Below are 18,082 nucleotides of genomic sequence, written 5' to 3' on the forward strand. Positions count from 1 at the left end.
TTACATGTAAATGTACCTACATTTTTTACAAATATTTTTACAAGAATGACATTATATGTCTAATCTATGATGCAACTTTATCTTCTGTAATTATTAACTAGATCTGAACCTGACTATGAAAATATGTAATGAGCGCAGTATTTTAGCACAATTAAAAAACCCGCACGCGCTTTTACGTACGGGTTGAACTAGTCTATATAAGACGCCTTGTTAGACTGCCGCATCACGCTGTGACACGATTGGATGATCTAACTCAAATTTTACACCAGCTGTCATTTTCTTGTATTGATATATGAAATAAGCAATCCAAAGAAGTGTTAAGACAGCACCTAAATAATAGCTAAGCGTTAAGTTTAAACCAAAGCCAATCTTCTGACTTAAGATATAGACAAAGATATTCCAAGTCATAAATGTCGCAGGTACAGCCGCAACCCAGAAGTTCTTCTTAGCCAATAATAAATACATTGCACCGACCCATAATGCGACAACCGCTGTTGTTTGGTTCGCCCATGAGAAGTAGCGCCAAAGAATCGTGAAATCAATTTGCGTTAAACCGAAACTGATAATAAACAATGGTGCTGCGACAATAATGCGTTTAACTAATGAACGCTGATTCACATTCAAGTAGTCTGCAATGATCATACGCGCACTTCTAAATGATGTATCGCCACTTGTGATAGGCAACACAATTACACCTAACACCGCAATCGTACCTAAAACAGAGCCAAGTAATAAATGAGATGCCTCACTCACAACAAGTGCTGCTTCCCCTTTCGCTAGCACGCCTTGTAAGCCTTGGTAACCATTGAATAAACTCATACCTGCTGCTGCCCAAATCATCGCGATAATCCCTTCTGCGACCATCATGCCATAGAAGATAAAGCGACCATTCTTTTCATTGTTCGCAGTACGTGAAATAATCGGTGTTTGTGTCGCATGGAAACCTGATAATGCGCCACAAGTAATCGTAAAGAATAGCAATGGGAAAATTGGTGCGCCATCAGGATGCATATTCTTTAAACTCAATTCTGGAATTGGTGCGCCTGTTTGAATTAAACGAAAGCCCATTGCGACCGCACTAATTAATAATAACGCCCCAAAGATCGGATAAATACGTCCTATAATTTTATCAATCGGTAAGATTGTAGAAAGAATGTAGTAAACAAAAATAACGAAGATAATAACACCTAATGCAATACGACCGTCCATCATATTATGTAGCAGTAATGCTGGACTCGTAACGAATACCGTCCCCGTCAGCAATAGTAATAAAATCGAGAAAATATTAACGAAGTGTTTCATTACTTTCCCTAAGAATTTACTCGCAAGTTCCGGTAAATGTGCCCCTTTGTTTCGAATAGAAATCATACCTGTCAGATAATCATGAACCGCTCCTGCGAAAATACAACCTAAGACAATCCATAAAAACGCGACCGGTCCATAGAGTGCCCCCATAATCGGCCCAAAGATTGGACCTACCCCTGCAATATTCAACAATTGAATCAACGAGTTTGATGAGGTCTTCATCGGTACAAAATCCACATTATCTCGTTGATCATGTGCAGGTGTCGGTCTTCCTGTTTTCGGTCCGAACATCTTATCAATATACTTCCCATAAGTGAAATAACCAATCACTAGTAAAATAATAGAAACAATAAATGTAATCATTTCACAATCCCCCTTTTTCTATCTCTCCCTATAGTTTAAATTGTGACAACTTTATGAAAGCGTTTTCTTAATTTAACCATATTTTGATATTTGTCACAAGAATGTGAAATATTTCTCTAATGTTGTTTTACAATATTCATTGTTTTGTTTATTTTTAATTATAATTATATTATATAAGTTATAGATTGTATATGTTTTTATTCACCGTCCCTTTCTCAACAATTTCAGTAATAACGGACAACAGATTTAGCATGATTTTCTCAAATCTCAGCTAAGTAGTGCTTACTTCAATTTAAGAAAGGGGTGTTAGACATATGTTATTTCAATATGGATTTATCATTCTCACAATATTAATTATTGTTTTTCTTATCTACTGTGTGATTAAAAGGAAGCCTTTGTATTACATAGTTGTCGGGATGTTGATTCTTTTTTCGCAAAATTATTAGACCGTATCTTTATCACTCATGTACCGCTATCTAAAGCACTGCTAGATCCTTTCATCATTCCTTTGCTCATTGTCTTTATTGCTTATGGCGTATTTGTCTATCAAAAGAAACACAAAGCATGAATTTGACTGAATTCGGTAATTGATGAATTATTTTCAGTTGCACTTCTTAATTGCGTTGTGCGATAATATAAGTGTGTTAAAAAAGAGCCGTGCTTGCTACACGACTCTTTGAGACCGTTTCAAAGACGGTGACAATTATTGATTTATAAATAAACCATCTAACTTGTCAAAGTGTGTAGATGGTTTATTTTTTATTTCTATTAGAAATGTACAAAACGATAAATACTAGAATTGTGATCTGTAAGTCACAGAACGCAATCATTATACTTATAGCTTCAAATACACTCATTGGCATTTCCTTTCTAAATTCAGCGATACCATAGGCATCACCTCCTTTAAATTAGATTTGCCACCATCTATTCAACTTTCTCATACTTTTATTATATTATGGTTCTACGTACTTTACATTATGGCATAATAAAATTATTTATTTTTATTACCAAAATCAATATAATTACATGCAAATGTATCTACAATTTTTACAAATATTTTCATGGAAATGACAGTTTATGTCTAATCTATATATAATTGTGATACTGTATTCATAGATCATGTGAGACACTATTAATAATTACAGATAAAGAAAGGTATGCATAATTTGATTTACACACTTGGTATTATACTTATTCCCATAGCTGTCTTAAGTTTCGTTATCTACTGTATTGTGAAACGCAAACCATTGTATTATGTCATTATTGCGATGGTTCTACTTCAAATCGTTAAAATATTAGATAATATCTTCGCTGATCATGAAACTATTCTTCAGGCAGTGCTTCATCCTTTTGATATGTTTATGTGGGTGATAATCATTGCCTATGTTATATATCATTATAAAAATAAAACATAAGCAACTTCATGACATCATGAGGTTGCTTATGTTTTATGCTTCTTACTTAATTTTTCACTTACTATAATTACCAGAGCGAGTACAATAATGAATATTGCTGCGAAACCTTCAGTCTTTTCACTTAGTATGGGTTGATAAACAAATTTGATAATAAATAGAATCAAATAAATGAGCGAAAAGATAAAAGCGATGATTTTTAATGTTTTAATCATGGTTAGCCTTCTCTCTTTATCTAGGGATTTCTCTTGATTAAGCATGCATTGCTTTTCAATTAGGTGAATCTATTTTTAATTATACAATGTAATAGTTATTTATATTATACAATAAATAATAGCCGCTTCAAACCTGTATCGTTTGAAGCAGCTATCTCTCTATCTCTAGTATAATTAGTCTTCTTTATGTTGTTGCTCTTGTTCATCATGTCGCGCTTGTGCTTCCTGTTCTTTTTGAACTTCTTTCTCTCGTTTCTCTAATGGAATGGAGAAGTCTTTATCATCATCAATATAAGACATCTGGAAGTGTTTCGTCGGTTCTCGACGTAAAGCATTCATAATCGCAAAGATCATTAAGATAAGAATAATCGAGAACGGTAAACCTGTTACGAGTGAAGCGGTTTGTAAACTTGTTAAACCACCTGCGATCGTCATTGTGACTGAAATCGCACCGATAAGTAAGCCCCAAATGACTTTATCTTTGACTTTCGGATTATCAACCCCACCTGTTGCCATACTTGCGACAATATGTGTCGTAGAGTCAGCACTTGTCACGATAAAGATAAAGATTAACGCAATAGCTAAAATACTTGTGATATCTGAGATTGGGAATTGTTTCAACAACTCAAATAATGCGACAGAGTAATCTTTGTCTACAATTTTCTCGATACCTGTATTTTGTGTTAACGCAATTTTTAATGCGGTACCACCAAAACCAGCAATCCATGTGAATGAAATAAGCGGCGGAATAATTAAGACACCAATGACGAATTCACGAATCGTACGTCCACGTGACACACGCGCGACGAAACCACCGATAAATGGTGACCACGCAATTACCCATGCCCAATAGAAGACTGTCCATTTTTGAACCCAACTATTATCTCCTGTATATGGATTGATACGTAAACTGTATTGAATAAAGTGCGTTAAGTAATCTGAAATCGCTAATGTATAAGATTCTAAGACAAATTTTAAATCACCAAAGATTAAGATGAATATCAATAAGACTGCCCCAAGTCCAATGTTGATATTACTTAACCATTTCACACCACGGTTTAATCCCGTCAGTGCTGAACCTAAGAAAATACATACCATAATAACTGTAATCGCAACTTTTGTCACGTTTGTATTTGGAACATCAAAGACGTGATTTAAGCCTCCGCTGATTTGCATAATACCTAAACCGATTGATGTCGCAATCCCCATCACTGTCGCAATAATTGCGAGAATATCAATCAAGTCGCGTAAAGGTCTAGGATACGCTTCACCAAAGACAGGTTCCATTGCGGTAGAAATTAAACCATTACGTTTCTTACGGAATTGGAAGTATGCGACCGTTAAACCTGCCATCGCAAAGATTGACCATTGTGAAATGCCCCAGTGGAAGAATGTATACCCCATCGCAATACGTGCAGATTCTGGTGATTGATCTTTCACACCCGGGAATGGCGCATGCAAGAAGTGTGTTAGCGGTTCAGCGACACCCCAGAAGACAATTCCGACACCTAGTCCTGCAGAGAACAACATCCCAATCCATGACATAAATGAGAATTCTGGTTCAGAGTCGTCTGCGCCGAGTTTGAAGCGGCCATATCGCGAAACGGCTAATGAGATTAAGAAAATATCTAAGACGACAATAATGACTAAGAATAGCCAACCAAAAGCCCCCGCAATCGCGTCATACGTACTTTGCGCATATTTCCCGAATAGATTTGGGAAAATACCCGCAACTAAAGTTGCTAGTAAGATAATCCCTACTGAAGTGAAATAAACTATATTTCTATGTTTTTCTTTCCTAGTTTTCATGTGAAAATAATAATCCCCTTCCCACTTGTCACTTGTCACTTACAAGTGTTTGTTTTATTAAACCATAATCAGAACATAATCACAATTCATCATTAAAAACATTTGTATCATTATTTAAAATTAATTATGAAACATTTTTAGTATTTAATATCAAATTTACGCATACTTAAAAACGATATTCTCTTGTCTCCTCTTATTCTCTCAATACCCAATATCAATTTTAATATTTATACCCTTATCAATTTATATAATAAATTCATCTATCTATCATTGTTAAATTTTGAAAATTGTGATAAATTTACATAAAATTGAATATTTTTAAACAAAGGGGGATTTTTATGCGAAGATTGGGGTACTTCGTATTAGCCATGACAGTTATTTTAGCGAGCTGCGGTCAATCTGAAGACAAAAAGACCACAAAGTCTGACACGTTTCCAAATGAAACTGTTGAGATTATAGCACCCGCTTCACCAGGCGGAGGTTGGGACACCACTGCCCGAGCTATCCAAAAAGTCATGTTAGATGAAAAACTTACGAATCAAAACATTACAGTAGTTAATAAGCCTGGAGGCGGCGGTGAAGTCGGTTGGCAATACTTAAAGTCACGTTCACCTAATACCATCGCCATTAACTCAAGTTTATTACTTTCTAACAAAGAATTAGGCCTAAGTGATCTTGGCGAGGACGACTTCACACCTATCGCGATTCTCGCGACAGAATGGATCAGCTTAACCGCTTCAAATAAATCCAATCTCAATTCTGGTAAAGAAGTCATGGAAAAGCTCAAGAAAGATCCAAAATCACTGACTATCGGAGTCGCACCTGGCCTTGGGAATAACGACCACCTCGCATTCGTACAAGCTGCGAAACAATATGGGGTAGATGTCGATCAGCTCGACTTCTTAGTGTATAAAAGTGGCGGAGATTTACAAACTGCCTTACTTGGCGGTCATGTAGATGTCGCTTCTACAGCCGTGTCAGAAGTAAAAGAACAACACCAAGTACATAAACTGAAAATGCTGGCTGTCTCATCAAAAGAACGTCAAAAGGGAATTAAAGATGTGCCGACTTGGAAGGAACAAGGTGTAGATATGGTGTTCCCGCATTGGCGCGGGGTCATGGGGACAAAAGATATGACCAAAGAAGAACGTGCCTATTGGGATAAAACGATGCGTAAAGTCGTGCATTCTAAACAATGGCAAGAATTACGCAAAAACAATGATTGGGACAACTTCTACAAAGACAGTGCTGAATCTGAAAAGTTCTTAAAAGAACAACGTAAAAAATACGACCAGCTGATTAAAGATGCTGGATTCTAAAGGGGGAATTATATGGCTCGTTTAATGCCGCCTATTTTACTTACTTTATTAGGCATCATCTATTTAGTCTTAACACTGAATGTTCAACGCTCACGCATTGGTGATCCAAATAGCCCAATGTACTTTCCGCTTATAGTTGCGGTGTTATTGATTGTGATGAGTATCGTTTATTTCTTCCAAGAATATAAAAGAAGACATGAACACTTTGAAATTTTAGATTTGTTACTTCAAAAGAAAACTTTAATACGTTTAGGCGCAACCATTGCGATGATTATTGTCTATGCATTGATTTTTGAACGCTTAGGTTTCTTAATTTCAACAATCCTCTTCTTAGGAGGCATCTTGTTTTTAATTAATGGGATGAAACACTGGCTTCAAAATATTATTGTAGCGCTCGTATTTTCAGGGATTACATGGTATACCTTCTCTCAATTATTAGATGTGAGTTTACCATAAGACAAGGGGGAGCAATATGGGAGATATCAATACGTTCTTAGAAGGTCTCACAACAGCCTTTCACCCTATGAATTTATTATGGGTGTTAATTGGTGGATTCTTGGGAACTATCGTAGGCATGTTGCCAGGGTTAGGTCCAGCAACCGCAGTCGCAGTGTTGATTCCAGTCACATTCGGAATGGAACCTGTCAGTGCCTTAATTTTAATGATTGCGATTTATTATGGCGCGATGTATGGGGGATCGCGTAGTTCTATTTTGCTGAATACGCCAGGTGATGGTTCTGCCATTGCCGCAACTTTTGACGGCTATCCAATGACTAAAAATGGAGAAGCGGGTAAAGCCCTAACGATTTCCGCAGTGGCTTCTTTAATCGGAGGTCTTGTGGCAGTAGTTGGATTCATATTACTCGCCAAGCCGCTATCCGATTTCTCACTTCAATTCGGGCCACGTGAATACTTTGTATTATTCTTATTTACATTATCGACGATTGTGTCATTATCTATCGGTAAAATGGTCAAAGGCTTTATTGCGACGGCCATCGGACTCATGGTCAGTACAGTCGGCGTAGACTTACAAACAAGCGTTTACCGCTTCACCTTCGACATTCCACACTTAAGTGAAGGCATTAACTTCTTAATTGTGATTATTGGTGTCTATGCGGTGGCAGAAGTACTGTATAACTATATGCATCTTGAAGCACTGAAGCCGCCTGATGCCAACTTAGGATCAATGAAGTTGACAAAGACAGATTGGAAACGCACATGGTGGACCATGTTGAGACAAAGCCCGCTTGGCTTCGTTATTGGTGTCTTACCAGGTGCCGGAGGCTCTATCGCTTCAATGTTAAGTTACTCTACTGAGCGACAAGTGAATAAAAATGGTAAAAACTTCGGTAAAGGCGCGATTGAAGGCGTTGCCGCACCAGAAGCTTCTAATAACGCGGCTTCTGTTGGTGCACTCATTCCATTACTGACAATGGGTGTGCCTGGTTCAGGAACAACGGCCGTTATTTTGGGTGCAGTCATCATGTTAGGCTTACAACCCGGTCCATTACTCTTTGAAAATGAACCAGAAACTATTTGGACACTCATTAATAGTATGTTTATCGGCAATATTTTCTTAGTGATTATTAACATCGCATTAATCGGTCTATTACTTAAAATTTTACGCACACCGCCTAAAGTGCTTTATCCAATTATCTTAGTGCTAGCTTACTTAGGTACATATACTTTAGGTTATAGTGTTGTAGATTTCTATATCTTATTAATCTTTGGTTTATTAGGCTTAGGCTTAAAACTTTTAGACTTCCCGATGGCTCCGCTCATCCTAGCAGCCATTGTTGGATCAGATATGGAGCAGAACTTCCGTAAGAGTTTAATTACTAGTAATAATAATATTTTCGATATTTTCTTCGGTTCACCGATTAGTATCGTGTTGACGATTATGACAATACTTTCATTAACGTATCCGTTAATTATGAAGATGGTGAAGAAGCGAAAGAAAGCAGTGTAAATAAAAAAACATTGATTATACATTTTAATAAACACCGTATAAAGTAAACACTTAAAAAAGTGAGAACTTAATACGGTGTTTTTGATGTTATCAGTTTTTAAACTCCATATTTTTGCGCTATATTATTCTTATTTCTAGCCATCTTCTTTATTTAATAACTCTATAATTATAAAAACAACATGATCAAAAGAAGACTTTTCATTAATTTAATTAATAATAATCCTATTGCGTTCACTGTTATCACTTACTGGTTCAAAAGTTGATTTAGCAACTTTCGCAATTGCTTTTGTTGATGTAAAATCAAATGTAGCTCCAATAGCACCTCCTAATGCAGGTACCATTTTACCAAGATTGACTACACCTTTTTCACCAAATTTTGTAATTAACCTAAAACCAACTTTTTGGTTGATTTTTGTTAGGACTGTACCAGGGATTTTTCTGATTTGTGCTGTTCCTGCTTTTTTTGCAAAAGAAATACCAACATTTTTAGCAACATCTGCTATTGACTGCCCCGTTAAACACATATAAACCATTGTTTGTACTTCATCGTCTTTTAAATCATATCCTCTGATATGCGCAATTATAGCGATCATGCGCATTTGAACATAAACTACTGAAGCTATATTAGCAGGGATTGATACTGGTAATGTAATTAACCCTCCAAAGCCTGTAAGAAATCCTGAAGTAGCTGTTTTACCCGCTTGCATTTTAATCATTTTATTTATTGCTACTTCACTATTCGGATATTTTCTTAAATAATTCTCTGCTATTTCAATTGCAGATGGTGTTCCTGGCACACCATTTAAAGCTTTATCATAAGACCAATCTAGCAATTTTTCCATTTTACCTTGGTTCAGTTCTTCCATTTATAATCCCCCTAATAAGTCTTCCAACTTATTCCATCTATAATCTTGTTGGTATTTTTCTTTTCGTTTCGCCATTTTCACTTGCTTACACTTTACTTTTTCTCTATGTGAATCCTGTGAAGCTTTCAATATATTTACGAAGTATTTCATCCCTGTGCATAATGCGAATTTGTTTATACTCATCTAATTCTTCCGTAAACTCATGACTGTAAGTTTGATTAGGTTCAATGAATAGAGTAAACTCACAAACTCTCCTTTACACTTATCATTAACACTCACACTTTGTGGTTAAATTCTTATAGTTGCTGATAAACGTAATAACTATCTCACCCTGTGTATATTTAGTAACATTGCAAATCTTTATGAATTACAAACCATACAAATAACCAAATTTTAAAACCTCATATTTCATTTTACAATATCAATTATCCAACAAACAATATAGTCATAAATTGTCTATCTTGCATTTATTTATTTTATAAAATTGATAATTTGTCCTATGTATCCCTTCAATATGAAGGGAGTTTCTTATTTCTCAAAGAGAAGTTTTAATCTTTGAAAAATGTTATGTGATTTTCTTTTCATTCTTACTTCGTGATATCTATCGTTATCGTCGTCCTCTTCTATAACGAAAAAGAAATCAATGAAATTGTTCAATTTTTCTTTATCTATTTTCAACATGTGCAGCACTCCTTTACTTTAGGTTACTGCTATCTTACTTCTATCATCAGACAATTTTTGTCTACCTTTTCTCTGTTACTCTGTGTTTTGCGCCAACATCATTTGAAGTTCGTTGATATATTTCTCTTTAAGTGATTGAGGTTCTAAGACTTTAACTTTACTGCCTTGTGAAAGGAGCCACATAAGAATACCGTCACCCATTACTTCAATTTCTACTGTGAAGCGGTTATTCGCATAATCAGTATGAATAAACTGGGCTGTTGGGAAACGGTCTATCACAGATTCAATAATGCCTTGGTTAAATTCAAATCTTACACGCTTCCATTCTCCTGCATACATAAAATAGATTCGCTTCTTTAACTCACCTTCTTTGTAGTAAGGAGAGTTAGGTAATTCTATCTCAGATGTAGTCACCCTATATTCTTGGATGCGATCTAAACGATAAATGATATAACGTTTCTTTTGATCCACCGCAACCAAATAAAAATAAAGCTCTGAAAAAGTAATGTATAGCGGTTTAACTGTGTGTTGGCGCACTTGATTTAATGAATTGGCATATTCAAAACAAATCGTCTTATTCTTTTGAATCAGTGAATTGATATCCCAAATTCTTTGAAAGATTGGTGCTTCATGATTCATTGGATGGTAATGTATCAACTCTGATTGAATTGCCTTATCTATAATTCGCTTATCTTCTGTACTCAGTTTCTCTGTCAGGTTATGTATGATTGTTGATACTTCTTCCTCACCCAAGCCCCTTGTCGCAATTAATATCTTTAACACTGCCAACACTTGAGATGCATTAAGCATATTATTGCCCTCATTCACCATATAAAATGCATTGATTTTATAGTTATATTCAATCTTCAAATGTGAAGTAGCTTCATACTCTTGGAGAAAGCCATTCAAAGTAGAAATATAACGTTGAATAGTGCGATCAGATTTATTATCAAAATACTGACTGATCTCAGCTTTAGACATTTTTGCGCCGTCTAAAAATTTTAAATACAGTTCCAATATACGCGTAGACTTTGTCATAATAATCCCCTTTATTTTGTTCAATTTAATAAATTGTATCACGAACTCTTTTGACTTATATATTAATTTTACATATTCTTTATAATCTTTTGCCTAAGACAATTTTTGTCCGTGCAATTGTGTAATATACAGTTATCAAGAAATATCAAAAAAAGAAAAGGTGATTATATGAATTTTTTAAATCAATCAAAAAATCCTCATCAATTTCAAGACTTATCCTCAAAAGATAAACAACTCGCAATGTTAATGTGGGTGCTTGCGCTGTTCACAAACTTTGTAGGTCCATTAATTCTATGGGTCATGAAGAAAGACGAATCTGAATACCTAAATCAACAAGGAAAGAATTATTTCAATTATGCGATCAGCTATGCTATTTATGGGGTTGTTTCACTTATATTAATGGTTATTCTTATTGGCTATATTACAACTTTTGTTTTAACAGTTGTGTGCACTGTCTATACAATTTTAGGCATCATAACAACAAATAAAGGTGAGGATTATGTTGTTCCTTTCACCATCAATATCATCAAATAATATTGTATGCATATTTTATTAATGATATTATTTAATTAAGTTATTTTGTTAGAAGCAAAATGATTGATCAACACTTCCAAGGACACTCATCATTACTGAGGTGAATAACACTTGAATACCAAAAAGAAAGAAACACTTTATCTCATAGGTTTTGTCATAATTTTGATTACTTTATTCCTGCCAATTAGCTCATCCTTTAAAGCTGGCGTAACTATCATTTTGTTAGTCTTAGCAATTGTTTTAAGATTTTTTGTGAAGAACTTAGACGATTCCAAATGATATAAAAAGGCATTCTCACGTGAGAATGCCTAAATACTTTCTTTTGTTTGATTTATCTATCTTTTCTTAATTGATACTTTGCCCCTCTTCCTCTACCAACAACATAGACTCCATCTTGTTTTAACTCTTTTAATAATCGTTGTACTTGTTTTACGTCTAACCCTGTTATTATTCTAATCTCTTTGTTAGTTAAAGGTCTTTCAGCTAATATGGATAGCAATCGCATTTTCACTCTCTCTTTATCTAATTCTGACTGTCTGTCATAGTTAACGTCATCTTTTAAATGCGTATATGACTCTTTATTTAAAGTATAGTAGCGACCTTTACCTCTGCCGATAGACTCTATAACAGATAAATTTGTTTTCATATACCCCATTACTTCTTTTGCTTGAATATGGTTTCTTTGAATGAGTTTTGCCACTGTATCTGTTGTTATTTCTTCATGTCTAATCAAGTACTGCAAAACAAGCAAATGATCAATATCTACTTGTTTTCCTTGTTTATTTAGATGTTTTATATAATCAATAAATTCCGTATTGAGAGTTGATGAAAGAAATGTTAGCTCAATATGGTTTCCCACTTCTCTATAAATGGGTGGTTCTTTCCCTTCAAGCAACAACGATTTGAAAATTCTAGAAACACCAATATTAGACCGATTGACTAATCTAAGTCTATCTAATAATTCCATTAAATGATTGTTTCGAGCCACAGGTGGATGATGTAAGATATTTTCTGACGTTATACCTCCAATAAACTCACCGGGATTAGTAAGAATTATTTTATCTTTATACTGTTTAATCATAATGTGTCCAATCAAACGATAATCTCTGTGCCCAAAAGCATTTAATAACGCTTCTCTCAAGGCGATAGTTGGATATGTTTTAAATTCAGCATGTATCATACCTGTTTCTACTGTCACGATCGGATTATCTGTATTTATGAATCTTTCAAATTCCTGTAAAGCAACTGGAATCGCACTAGTAGAATCTTCTCTAATTGAATACTCTGTATCGCTCAACATTCTTCGATAAGACCATTTATACTCAGGAACATACTTTTCTATCGCTTGAGGCTTACCAGTTAATAGCAAAGCTCCTTTAGTCATATATCCATTTTTCAAACCACCTATTGCTGTTAATAATTGTTCGTCAGACAGCATTAACAATTCATTATCTACCTGTTCTTTAGTCATAAATTCACGAATTATTTCCATAGCTGTGGCTGATATGATTGTATGCCAATCTTCGTGTATCAATTCTTCTGAATAATCAATTTTACAAGTAGTATCTATCATTTTTCTTCTCAAGCTACCTGTAAACGGAAGACAATCTTTTCCTTGTCTTATAGTTGCCGCGCCATCACTTTTAGTATAAGGAGGATTATCAGGATAAATGTGCATTATGAGAATTGTTCGCAGTTTCCCATCAATACTAATGGCAACTTTATCAAACGAAGGTGTTAAATGCGGGTCAGTACTGTGGTATACTTTCTTAATTAAAAAATCAATATCTGTATCATCTTTAATACCAGTTATAGCTTCGGCTTTTCCTAACACTTTATCTGTCACACCAAATACAACTGATCCACCACCACCATTTGCCATACAAACCGCATAATCGACCATTGTTCTAACATTATCATTAAAGCTTCTTTCATTCCATTTTTTAAAATCTAAATCTTGTTGTTCTAATTCATCGGCAATACAATGATCTAAGTCGTCAAGCATTTCAATTATCTGAGCGGTAACCTTCATAGTTTTATCCTTTCATATTTTATTGAATTCCATATCATAATAATTATAGCAAATTTCACTTTGGTTTTACTCAGTCATCATACAGGAACATTCCAAAATATAAGTTTAGAAGCCTAATTTTATTAGATAATCAAAGTTTTCTAATTCTATGAAGTCATGACTCTCCATTTTGTCCTTATTCTGTCCTTATTATTTGTCCTTATTAAGCCTTGAACCCGCATGGTTGAGCCATTTCTATTTTTCATTTTTGTCCTTATTCTGTCCTTATTAGTTATATAAAAGTATATTTTAGTGTAGTATGATACCTGATTTCTCACTCTATTTCTGCTATTTTTCAAATTTTTAAGTTGAATGTCCTATTTGTCCTTATTCTGTCCTTATTATTTGTCCTTATTAAGCCTTGAACCCGCATGGTTGAGCCATTTCTACTTTTCATTTTTGTCCTTATTCTGTCCTTATTAGTTATATAAAAGTCTATATTTCCGTAATTTGATACTGTATTTTCTCAATCTATTTCTTTTGTTGTTTATCATTTTGAAATCATGTTTTAGTTAGGTATAAAAATAACCTCGCCCATTTTTCTGGACGAGGTTATTTGGTCTTTATATTAGTTTAAAAAGCCGTTAGGATACACCATGACTTTTAATGAACCTTGTTTATTGTTGAGCGCTCTTTCTAGTGCGGCTTTTGTGTCTTTGAGTTCGTATGAGTCTGTGAACATTGAATCTAAATCAGCATCTGTATTATTTAACATTTCTATACCCATTGAATACGTGTTGGCATAACGGAAAACACCGTAGATGTTTAATTCACGGTTACCAATAAATGGGATGTTTAACGCGATTTCTTCTTGTTGTGGCAATCCTACTATAGATAAGCTTCCTCCTACTGCTAGAGATTGTACTGCTGATTGTAGTGCAGCTGGATGACCTGCTGTCTCAAAGGCATAATCTGCACCTTTACCATTTGTAAGTTCTTGGATTCTTGAAACTGGATCTTCTTCAGATATGTTGATTGTATCAGTCGCACCTAATTTTTTCGCTTCCTCTAAACGAATATCTGCCAGGTCTGTCACAATGATACGTGTTGCACCGAATGCTTTCGCTGCGACAACTGCCATTAAACCGACTGGACCCATTCCCATAATCACCACAGTTGAACCAGGTTGTACTCCTGCACGTTTACATGCTTGGATACCTACTGAGAAAGGTTCGTTTAATGAAGCTTGTTCATAGGATAATGTATCAGGAATTGGGAACAGGAAGTCTTCCGGATGTGCAATATATTGTGCGAATGCACCATCAATTGGTGGTGTCGCTAGGAATTCAACATCTTGGCATAAGTTGTATTGTCCTTTACGGCATTGTTCACATTTACCACAAGGTACACCCGGTTCTACTGCGACTCTGTCACCAATTGAAAATTGCGTTACGTCTTCACCGACAGCCGCAACCATACCTGCACATTCATGGCCTAAGATTAATGGTTCTTTTACGATGAAATCTCCGATTTTGCCATGTTCATAGTAATGTACGTCAGAACCACAAACACCAACTGCCATCATTTTTACTAAGACATCCTTCGGTCCTAATTTTGGTACATCTACCTCTTTAATTTCGATATCGAATGGTTTATTTAATAAAGCTATCTGCATTGTTTCAGGAATATTATTTGTCATTTGTATAACCCCCATGATTTTGTTGAATGGATAACAGGTCCGCCGTCATCTGTTTCGTATTTTGATAAACATCTTGATACACTTTGAAATAACGTTCATAAGTTTCGTGTTTTTCTGTATTTGGTTTAAAAGTTGTATCATATTGAATCAATGTATCGACACAATCTTTTAATGAATCGAACCAACCGACACCATGTGCAGCTAAAATAGCTGCTCCCATACTTGGACCTTCTTCGTGCTTCAATTTCTTCACTTCTAAATTAAAGATGTCTGCTTGAAGTTGTAGCCAGAAATCACTTTTAGCCCCACCGCCAATAGATGTAATCGTGTGAATAGCTGGATAAAATTGTCTGATATAATCTAACGATTCATAAAGCGAATACGTAATACCTTCTATCACTGCACGTGAAAAATCTGCACGTGTTTGTTTACCGCTGATACCGATAAAGCTGCCACGAATTTTCGCATCACCATGTGGTGTACGTTCTCCCATTAAGTACGGAGTAAAGATTAATCCGTTCGCACCTGGTGTTGAGCTTTCTGCATCTTTCGTAATAGCATCAAAGCTTTGGTCAGCATAGAAATTACGTTTATACCAATCTAGACTGAAGCCTGCGGCCAGTGTGACCCCCATCGCATAAGAGATGTCTGGTGTCACATGTTTAAAGTAGTGAATGTTATTTTGATAGTCACTGTAGTCTTTCTGACAAACCAATACCACACCAGAAGTTCCGATACTGCACATCGCATCACCTTCACCGATAATACCAGCCCCCAGTGCACCACAAGCATTGTCAGCACCGCCAGCAATGACTTTAGTTGATGTTGGTATATTTAATGTTTGTGAAACTTCATCTGTCACTTCGCCGACTACATCTGTAGAATTAACCAGTTCTGGCAATAAGTGTGAGAGTTCGTAATACTCGCTTGTCGCTTGATCCCATGCTTCACTTTCACTGTTGTAAAGTAATGTACCAGAGGCATCTGATTTCTCCATTTGAACCTTGCCAGTTAACGCATATCTAACGTAATCTTTTGGAAGTATAAATGTTTCAGCCTTCTCCCAATATTTTGGTTCATTTGCTTTCACCCATAATAATTTCGGTAGCGTAAACCCTTCTAGAATTGGATTACCAAGCAACTTATCTCCAAACTGGGCTTTAATTTCATTACATTGTTCCGTGTTTCTTGTATCGTTCCATAAGATAGCTGGACGAATAGGTTGATTTTCTTTATCTAACAGCACTAAGCCATGCATTTGGCCTGAGAAAGACATGCCTTCTATTTTGTGCTGACTCTCATCTAATTTGTCTGTCAGCGTTTGAATCGCTTGTTTAGTTGCTTGTACCCATTCATCTGGGTCTTGTTCGCTATAACCATTTTGCGGTTGTGAGATACTAATGGACTCACTGCTTGAAGCCACTATAATACCTTGCGGATCAACCGCAATGACTTTAATTGAGCTCGTTCCTAAATCTATACCTAATACAAGTGGTTTCAATATATTTCATCTGCCTTTTTAAATATTTACGTTGTCAGCTTGAATCACTTTGCGCGGTTTCTCTTTTAATCCAGGTTGGTGTACTTTGATGAAGTATGTCAACACAGCACCAAAGAAGTATAAGAGTGCGAATGCCCAAACCACGCCGATTTCATTGAAGACAGGTAATAAAACCGTCGCAATTGCGGGTGCTAAGAAGTTACTTAAACCTGCCGCTAAATTGTGTGATGACAATGTCGCACCAATATGATTGGGCTCTAACGCTGTGAAGATTGCGAAAATCGGAACGAACGCCGATTGTGTAATACCAAATAAGACTGCGCATAGTACGCCAATTAAGAAGACGTCACCACTAATCATCGGTAAGTAATAGAATGTCAGTGTTGTAATGCCGCAACCGACACAACCAAACCACATCACTTGGCGTTTCCAACCGATTTTGTCTGCGATAACACCCCAGAAGACATCACCGACAATACAAGTTACATGCATTGTGCCCCAAATCCATAACCATTGCTGCATGGTAAAGCCGATTTCATCTGTAAATAATACTGGGAAGATGATCACTAATCCGAAAAGTGACAGTTGGTTAATGATACGTACGATGAATACTTTAATGATTTCAGGATTCTTATAAACGACACCAATGTCTTTAAAGACTTTCTTATAACGGTCATTCACTGCTAAATCTGCATTCGGTTTGACGTTGTCTTTCCCTACTGCAATATACGCAATAATACCGCCAATCATAATCCAAATGATAGATAACCATAATGTACCCATGAAGCCCATATATGGAATCGTGAAGCTTGGTAAGTATGAACCTACAACACCCATACCGACTGAGAACATTGCCCAAAACCAACCAATAGCCGTCGCAAGACGTGCTTTATTCGTAATATATGTCACCCATACTAAGAAACCGTATAAGAATAATGGATACGCGATACCTCTGATACCGTACATCAATAACATCATGTTGTAATTTTCCATCTGTAAACCAAACGTTAAGAATAGTACATGGAAGACAATCCATAATACAACGCCACTTGTCATAACTTTTCTTGGTCCATAAACATCAGATAAGACTGCCGCTAACCATGAACCTACTACTACCATCACACCATATACTGCAAAGACTAATGAAGCTTGGCTTCTGCTGAAACCAATGTCTACGATGTATTTTGACAAGAATGCTTGTTCAATTCCATCTCCTGTCATAAATATAAAGATTGCGATAATTCCTAAGAATACAACTGTTGGTATTCCCATCCATAACTTTCTATTTTTCTCTATCGTCATTATAGATTTCCCCCTATTTATAACTAACTTAAACGTTTAAGTTTGACGTTAAGAAAAA

Annotated in this window: 14 protein-coding genes; 4 read left to right on the top strand and 10 right to left on the bottom strand. The window is 35.7% G+C overall.

The genetic code is table 11. From position 1 onward, the window contains the following. Positions 1-210: 210 nt before the first annotated feature. From ACFCT9_RS09205 to ACFCT9_RS09215, 3 genes are all read right to left on the bottom strand, one after another. Positions 211-1,668 (bottom strand): carbon starvation protein A, encoded by a 1,458-nt coding sequence (locus ACFCT9_RS09205; RefSeq protein WP_412518778.1) that lies wholly within the window; start codon positions 1,666-1,668, stop codon positions 211-213. Between the two features lie 752 nt (positions 1,669-2,420). After that, positions 2,421-2,531 (bottom strand): putative holin-like toxin, encoded by a 111-nt coding sequence (locus tag ACFCT9_RS09210; protein ID WP_412518780.1) that lies wholly within the window; start codon positions 2,529-2,531, stop codon positions 2,421-2,423. A gap of 938 nt (positions 2,532-3,469) precedes the next feature. Continuing rightward, positions 3,470-5,104, bottom strand: coding sequence for a BCCT family transporter (locus tag ACFCT9_RS09215; RefSeq protein ID WP_412518782.1), 1,635 nt, complete (start codon positions 5,102-5,104; stop codon positions 3,470-3,472). Between the two features lie 338 nt (positions 5,105-5,442). On the opposite strand from ACFCT9_RS09215, the gene ACFCT9_RS09220 reads away from it, so the two are divergent. From ACFCT9_RS09220 to ACFCT9_RS09230, 3 genes are read left to right on the top strand one after another with little or no spacing between them, the layout of a single operon-like run. Next, positions 5,443-6,423, top strand: a complete 981-nt coding sequence (locus ACFCT9_RS09220; RefSeq protein WP_412518784.1) for a tripartite tricarboxylate transporter substrate binding protein — start codon at positions 5,443-5,445, stop codon at positions 6,421-6,423. Between the two features lie 12 nt (positions 6,424-6,435). Further along, a complete protein-coding gene (locus ACFCT9_RS09225) occupies positions 6,436-6,879 on the top strand; it encodes a tripartite tricarboxylate transporter TctB family protein (protein WP_412518786.1) in 444 nt (147 codons plus the stop codon). A gap of 16 nt (positions 6,880-6,895) precedes the next feature. Beyond that, positions 6,896-8,392, top strand: a complete 1,497-nt coding sequence (locus ACFCT9_RS09230; protein ID WP_412518787.1) for a tripartite tricarboxylate transporter permease — start codon at positions 6,896-6,898, stop codon at positions 8,390-8,392. A gap of 206 nt (positions 8,393-8,598) precedes the next feature. Here ACFCT9_RS09230 and ACFCT9_RS09235 read toward each other — a convergent pair whose 3' ends face one another. From ACFCT9_RS09235 to ACFCT9_RS09245, 3 genes are all read right to left on the bottom strand, one after another. Beyond that, positions 8,599-9,258: an EcsC family protein gene (locus ACFCT9_RS09235; RefSeq protein ID WP_412518789.1), complete on the bottom strand. Its 660-nt coding sequence runs from the start codon at positions 9,256-9,258 to the stop codon at positions 8,599-8,601. Further along, positions 9,259-9,441, bottom strand: a complete 183-nt coding sequence (locus tag ACFCT9_RS09240; protein WP_412518791.1) for a hypothetical protein — start codon at positions 9,439-9,441, stop codon at positions 9,259-9,261. Between the two features lie 573 nt (positions 9,442-10,014). Then, entirely contained in the window at positions 10,015-10,977 is a 963-nt protein-coding gene (locus ACFCT9_RS09245) for a helix-turn-helix transcriptional regulator (protein WP_412518792.1), read from the bottom strand. 168 nt (positions 10,978-11,145) lie between these two features. Between ACFCT9_RS09245 and ACFCT9_RS09250 the strand changes: the two genes are divergently transcribed. After that, positions 11,146-11,511, top strand: a complete 366-nt coding sequence (locus tag ACFCT9_RS09250; RefSeq protein WP_412518793.1) for a DUF4870 domain-containing protein — start codon at positions 11,146-11,148, stop codon at positions 11,509-11,511. A 331-nt stretch (positions 11,512-11,842) separates the two neighbouring features. Here the strand turns inward: ACFCT9_RS09250 and ACFCT9_RS09255 are convergent, their stop codons facing one another. The 4 genes from ACFCT9_RS09255 to ACFCT9_RS09270 all read right to left on the bottom strand — a co-directional run bounded on the left by ACFCT9_RS09255 (position 11,843) and on the right by ACFCT9_RS09270 (position 18,024). Next, positions 11,843-13,543 carry an RNA-binding domain-containing protein gene (locus ACFCT9_RS09255; RefSeq protein ID WP_412518794.1) on the bottom strand — a complete coding sequence of 567 codons (1,701 nt, stop codon included), beginning with the start codon at positions 13,541-13,543 and terminating at the stop codon, positions 11,843-11,845. A 607-nt stretch (positions 13,544-14,150) separates the two neighbouring features. Further along, positions 14,151-15,221 carry an NAD(P)-dependent alcohol dehydrogenase gene (locus tag ACFCT9_RS09260; RefSeq protein ID WP_412518796.1) on the bottom strand — a complete coding sequence of 357 codons (1,071 nt, stop codon included), beginning with the start codon at positions 15,219-15,221 and terminating at the stop codon, positions 14,151-14,153. Beyond that, positions 15,211-16,722, bottom strand: coding sequence for a xylulokinase (gene xylB, locus ACFCT9_RS09265; protein ID WP_412518798.1), 1,512 nt, complete (start codon positions 16,720-16,722; stop codon positions 15,211-15,213). Before xylB ends, ACFCT9_RS09260 begins: the two co-directional genes overlap by 11 nt. Positions 16,723-16,740: 18 nt before the next feature. Then, entirely contained in the window at positions 16,741-18,024 is a 1,284-nt protein-coding gene (locus ACFCT9_RS09270; RefSeq protein WP_412518799.1) for an MFS transporter, read from the bottom strand. Positions 18,025-18,082 lie beyond the last annotated feature (58 nt).

This window comes from Staphylococcus simulans, from assembly GCF_047037175.1.
GTDB classification, from domain to species: Bacteria; Bacillota; Bacilli; order Staphylococcales; family Staphylococcaceae; genus Staphylococcus; species Staphylococcus simulans_C.

Coding starts and splice junctions, on each gene's coding strand:
- ACFCT9_RS09230 (WP_412518787.1), top strand. CDS start 6,896: ATGGGAGATATCAATACGTTCTTAGAAGGTCTCACAACAGCCTTTCAC.
- ACFCT9_RS09240 (WP_412518791.1), bottom strand. CDS start 9,441: ATGAGTATAAACAAATTCGCATTATGCACAGGGATGAAATACTTCGTA.
- ACFCT9_RS09270 (WP_412518799.1), bottom strand. CDS start 18,024: ATGACGATAGAGAAAAATAGAAAGTTATGGATGGGAATACCAACAGTT.
- ACFCT9_RS09250 (WP_412518793.1), top strand. CDS start 11,146: ATGAATTTTTTAAATCAATCAAAAAATCCTCATCAATTTCAAGACTTA.
- ACFCT9_RS09215 (WP_412518782.1), bottom strand. CDS start 5,104: ATGAAAACTAGGAAAGAAAAACATAGAAATATAGTTTATTTCACTTCA.
- ACFCT9_RS09260 (WP_412518796.1), bottom strand. CDS start 15,221: ATGACAAATAATATTCCTGAAACAATGCAGATAGCTTTATTAAATAAA.
- ACFCT9_RS09225 (WP_412518786.1), top strand. CDS start 6,436: ATGGCTCGTTTAATGCCGCCTATTTTACTTACTTTATTAGGCATCATC.
- ACFCT9_RS09205 (WP_412518778.1), bottom strand. CDS start 1,668: ATGATTACATTTATTGTTTCTATTATTTTACTAGTGATTGGTTATTTC.
- ACFCT9_RS09210 (WP_412518780.1), bottom strand. CDS start 2,531: ATGCCAATGAGTGTATTTGAAGCTATAAGTATAATGATTGCGTTCTGT.
- ACFCT9_RS09245 (WP_412518792.1), bottom strand. CDS start 10,977: ATGACAAAGTCTACGCGTATATTGGAACTGTATTTAAAATTTTTAGAC.
- ACFCT9_RS09255 (WP_412518794.1), bottom strand. CDS start 13,543: ATGAAGGTTACCGCTCAGATAATTGAAATGCTTGACGACTTAGATCAT.
- ACFCT9_RS09235 (WP_412518789.1), bottom strand. CDS start 9,258: ATGGAAGAACTGAACCAAGGTAAAATGGAAAAATTGCTAGATTGGTCT.
- ACFCT9_RS09220 (WP_412518784.1), top strand. CDS start 5,443: ATGCGAAGATTGGGGTACTTCGTATTAGCCATGACAGTTATTTTAGCG.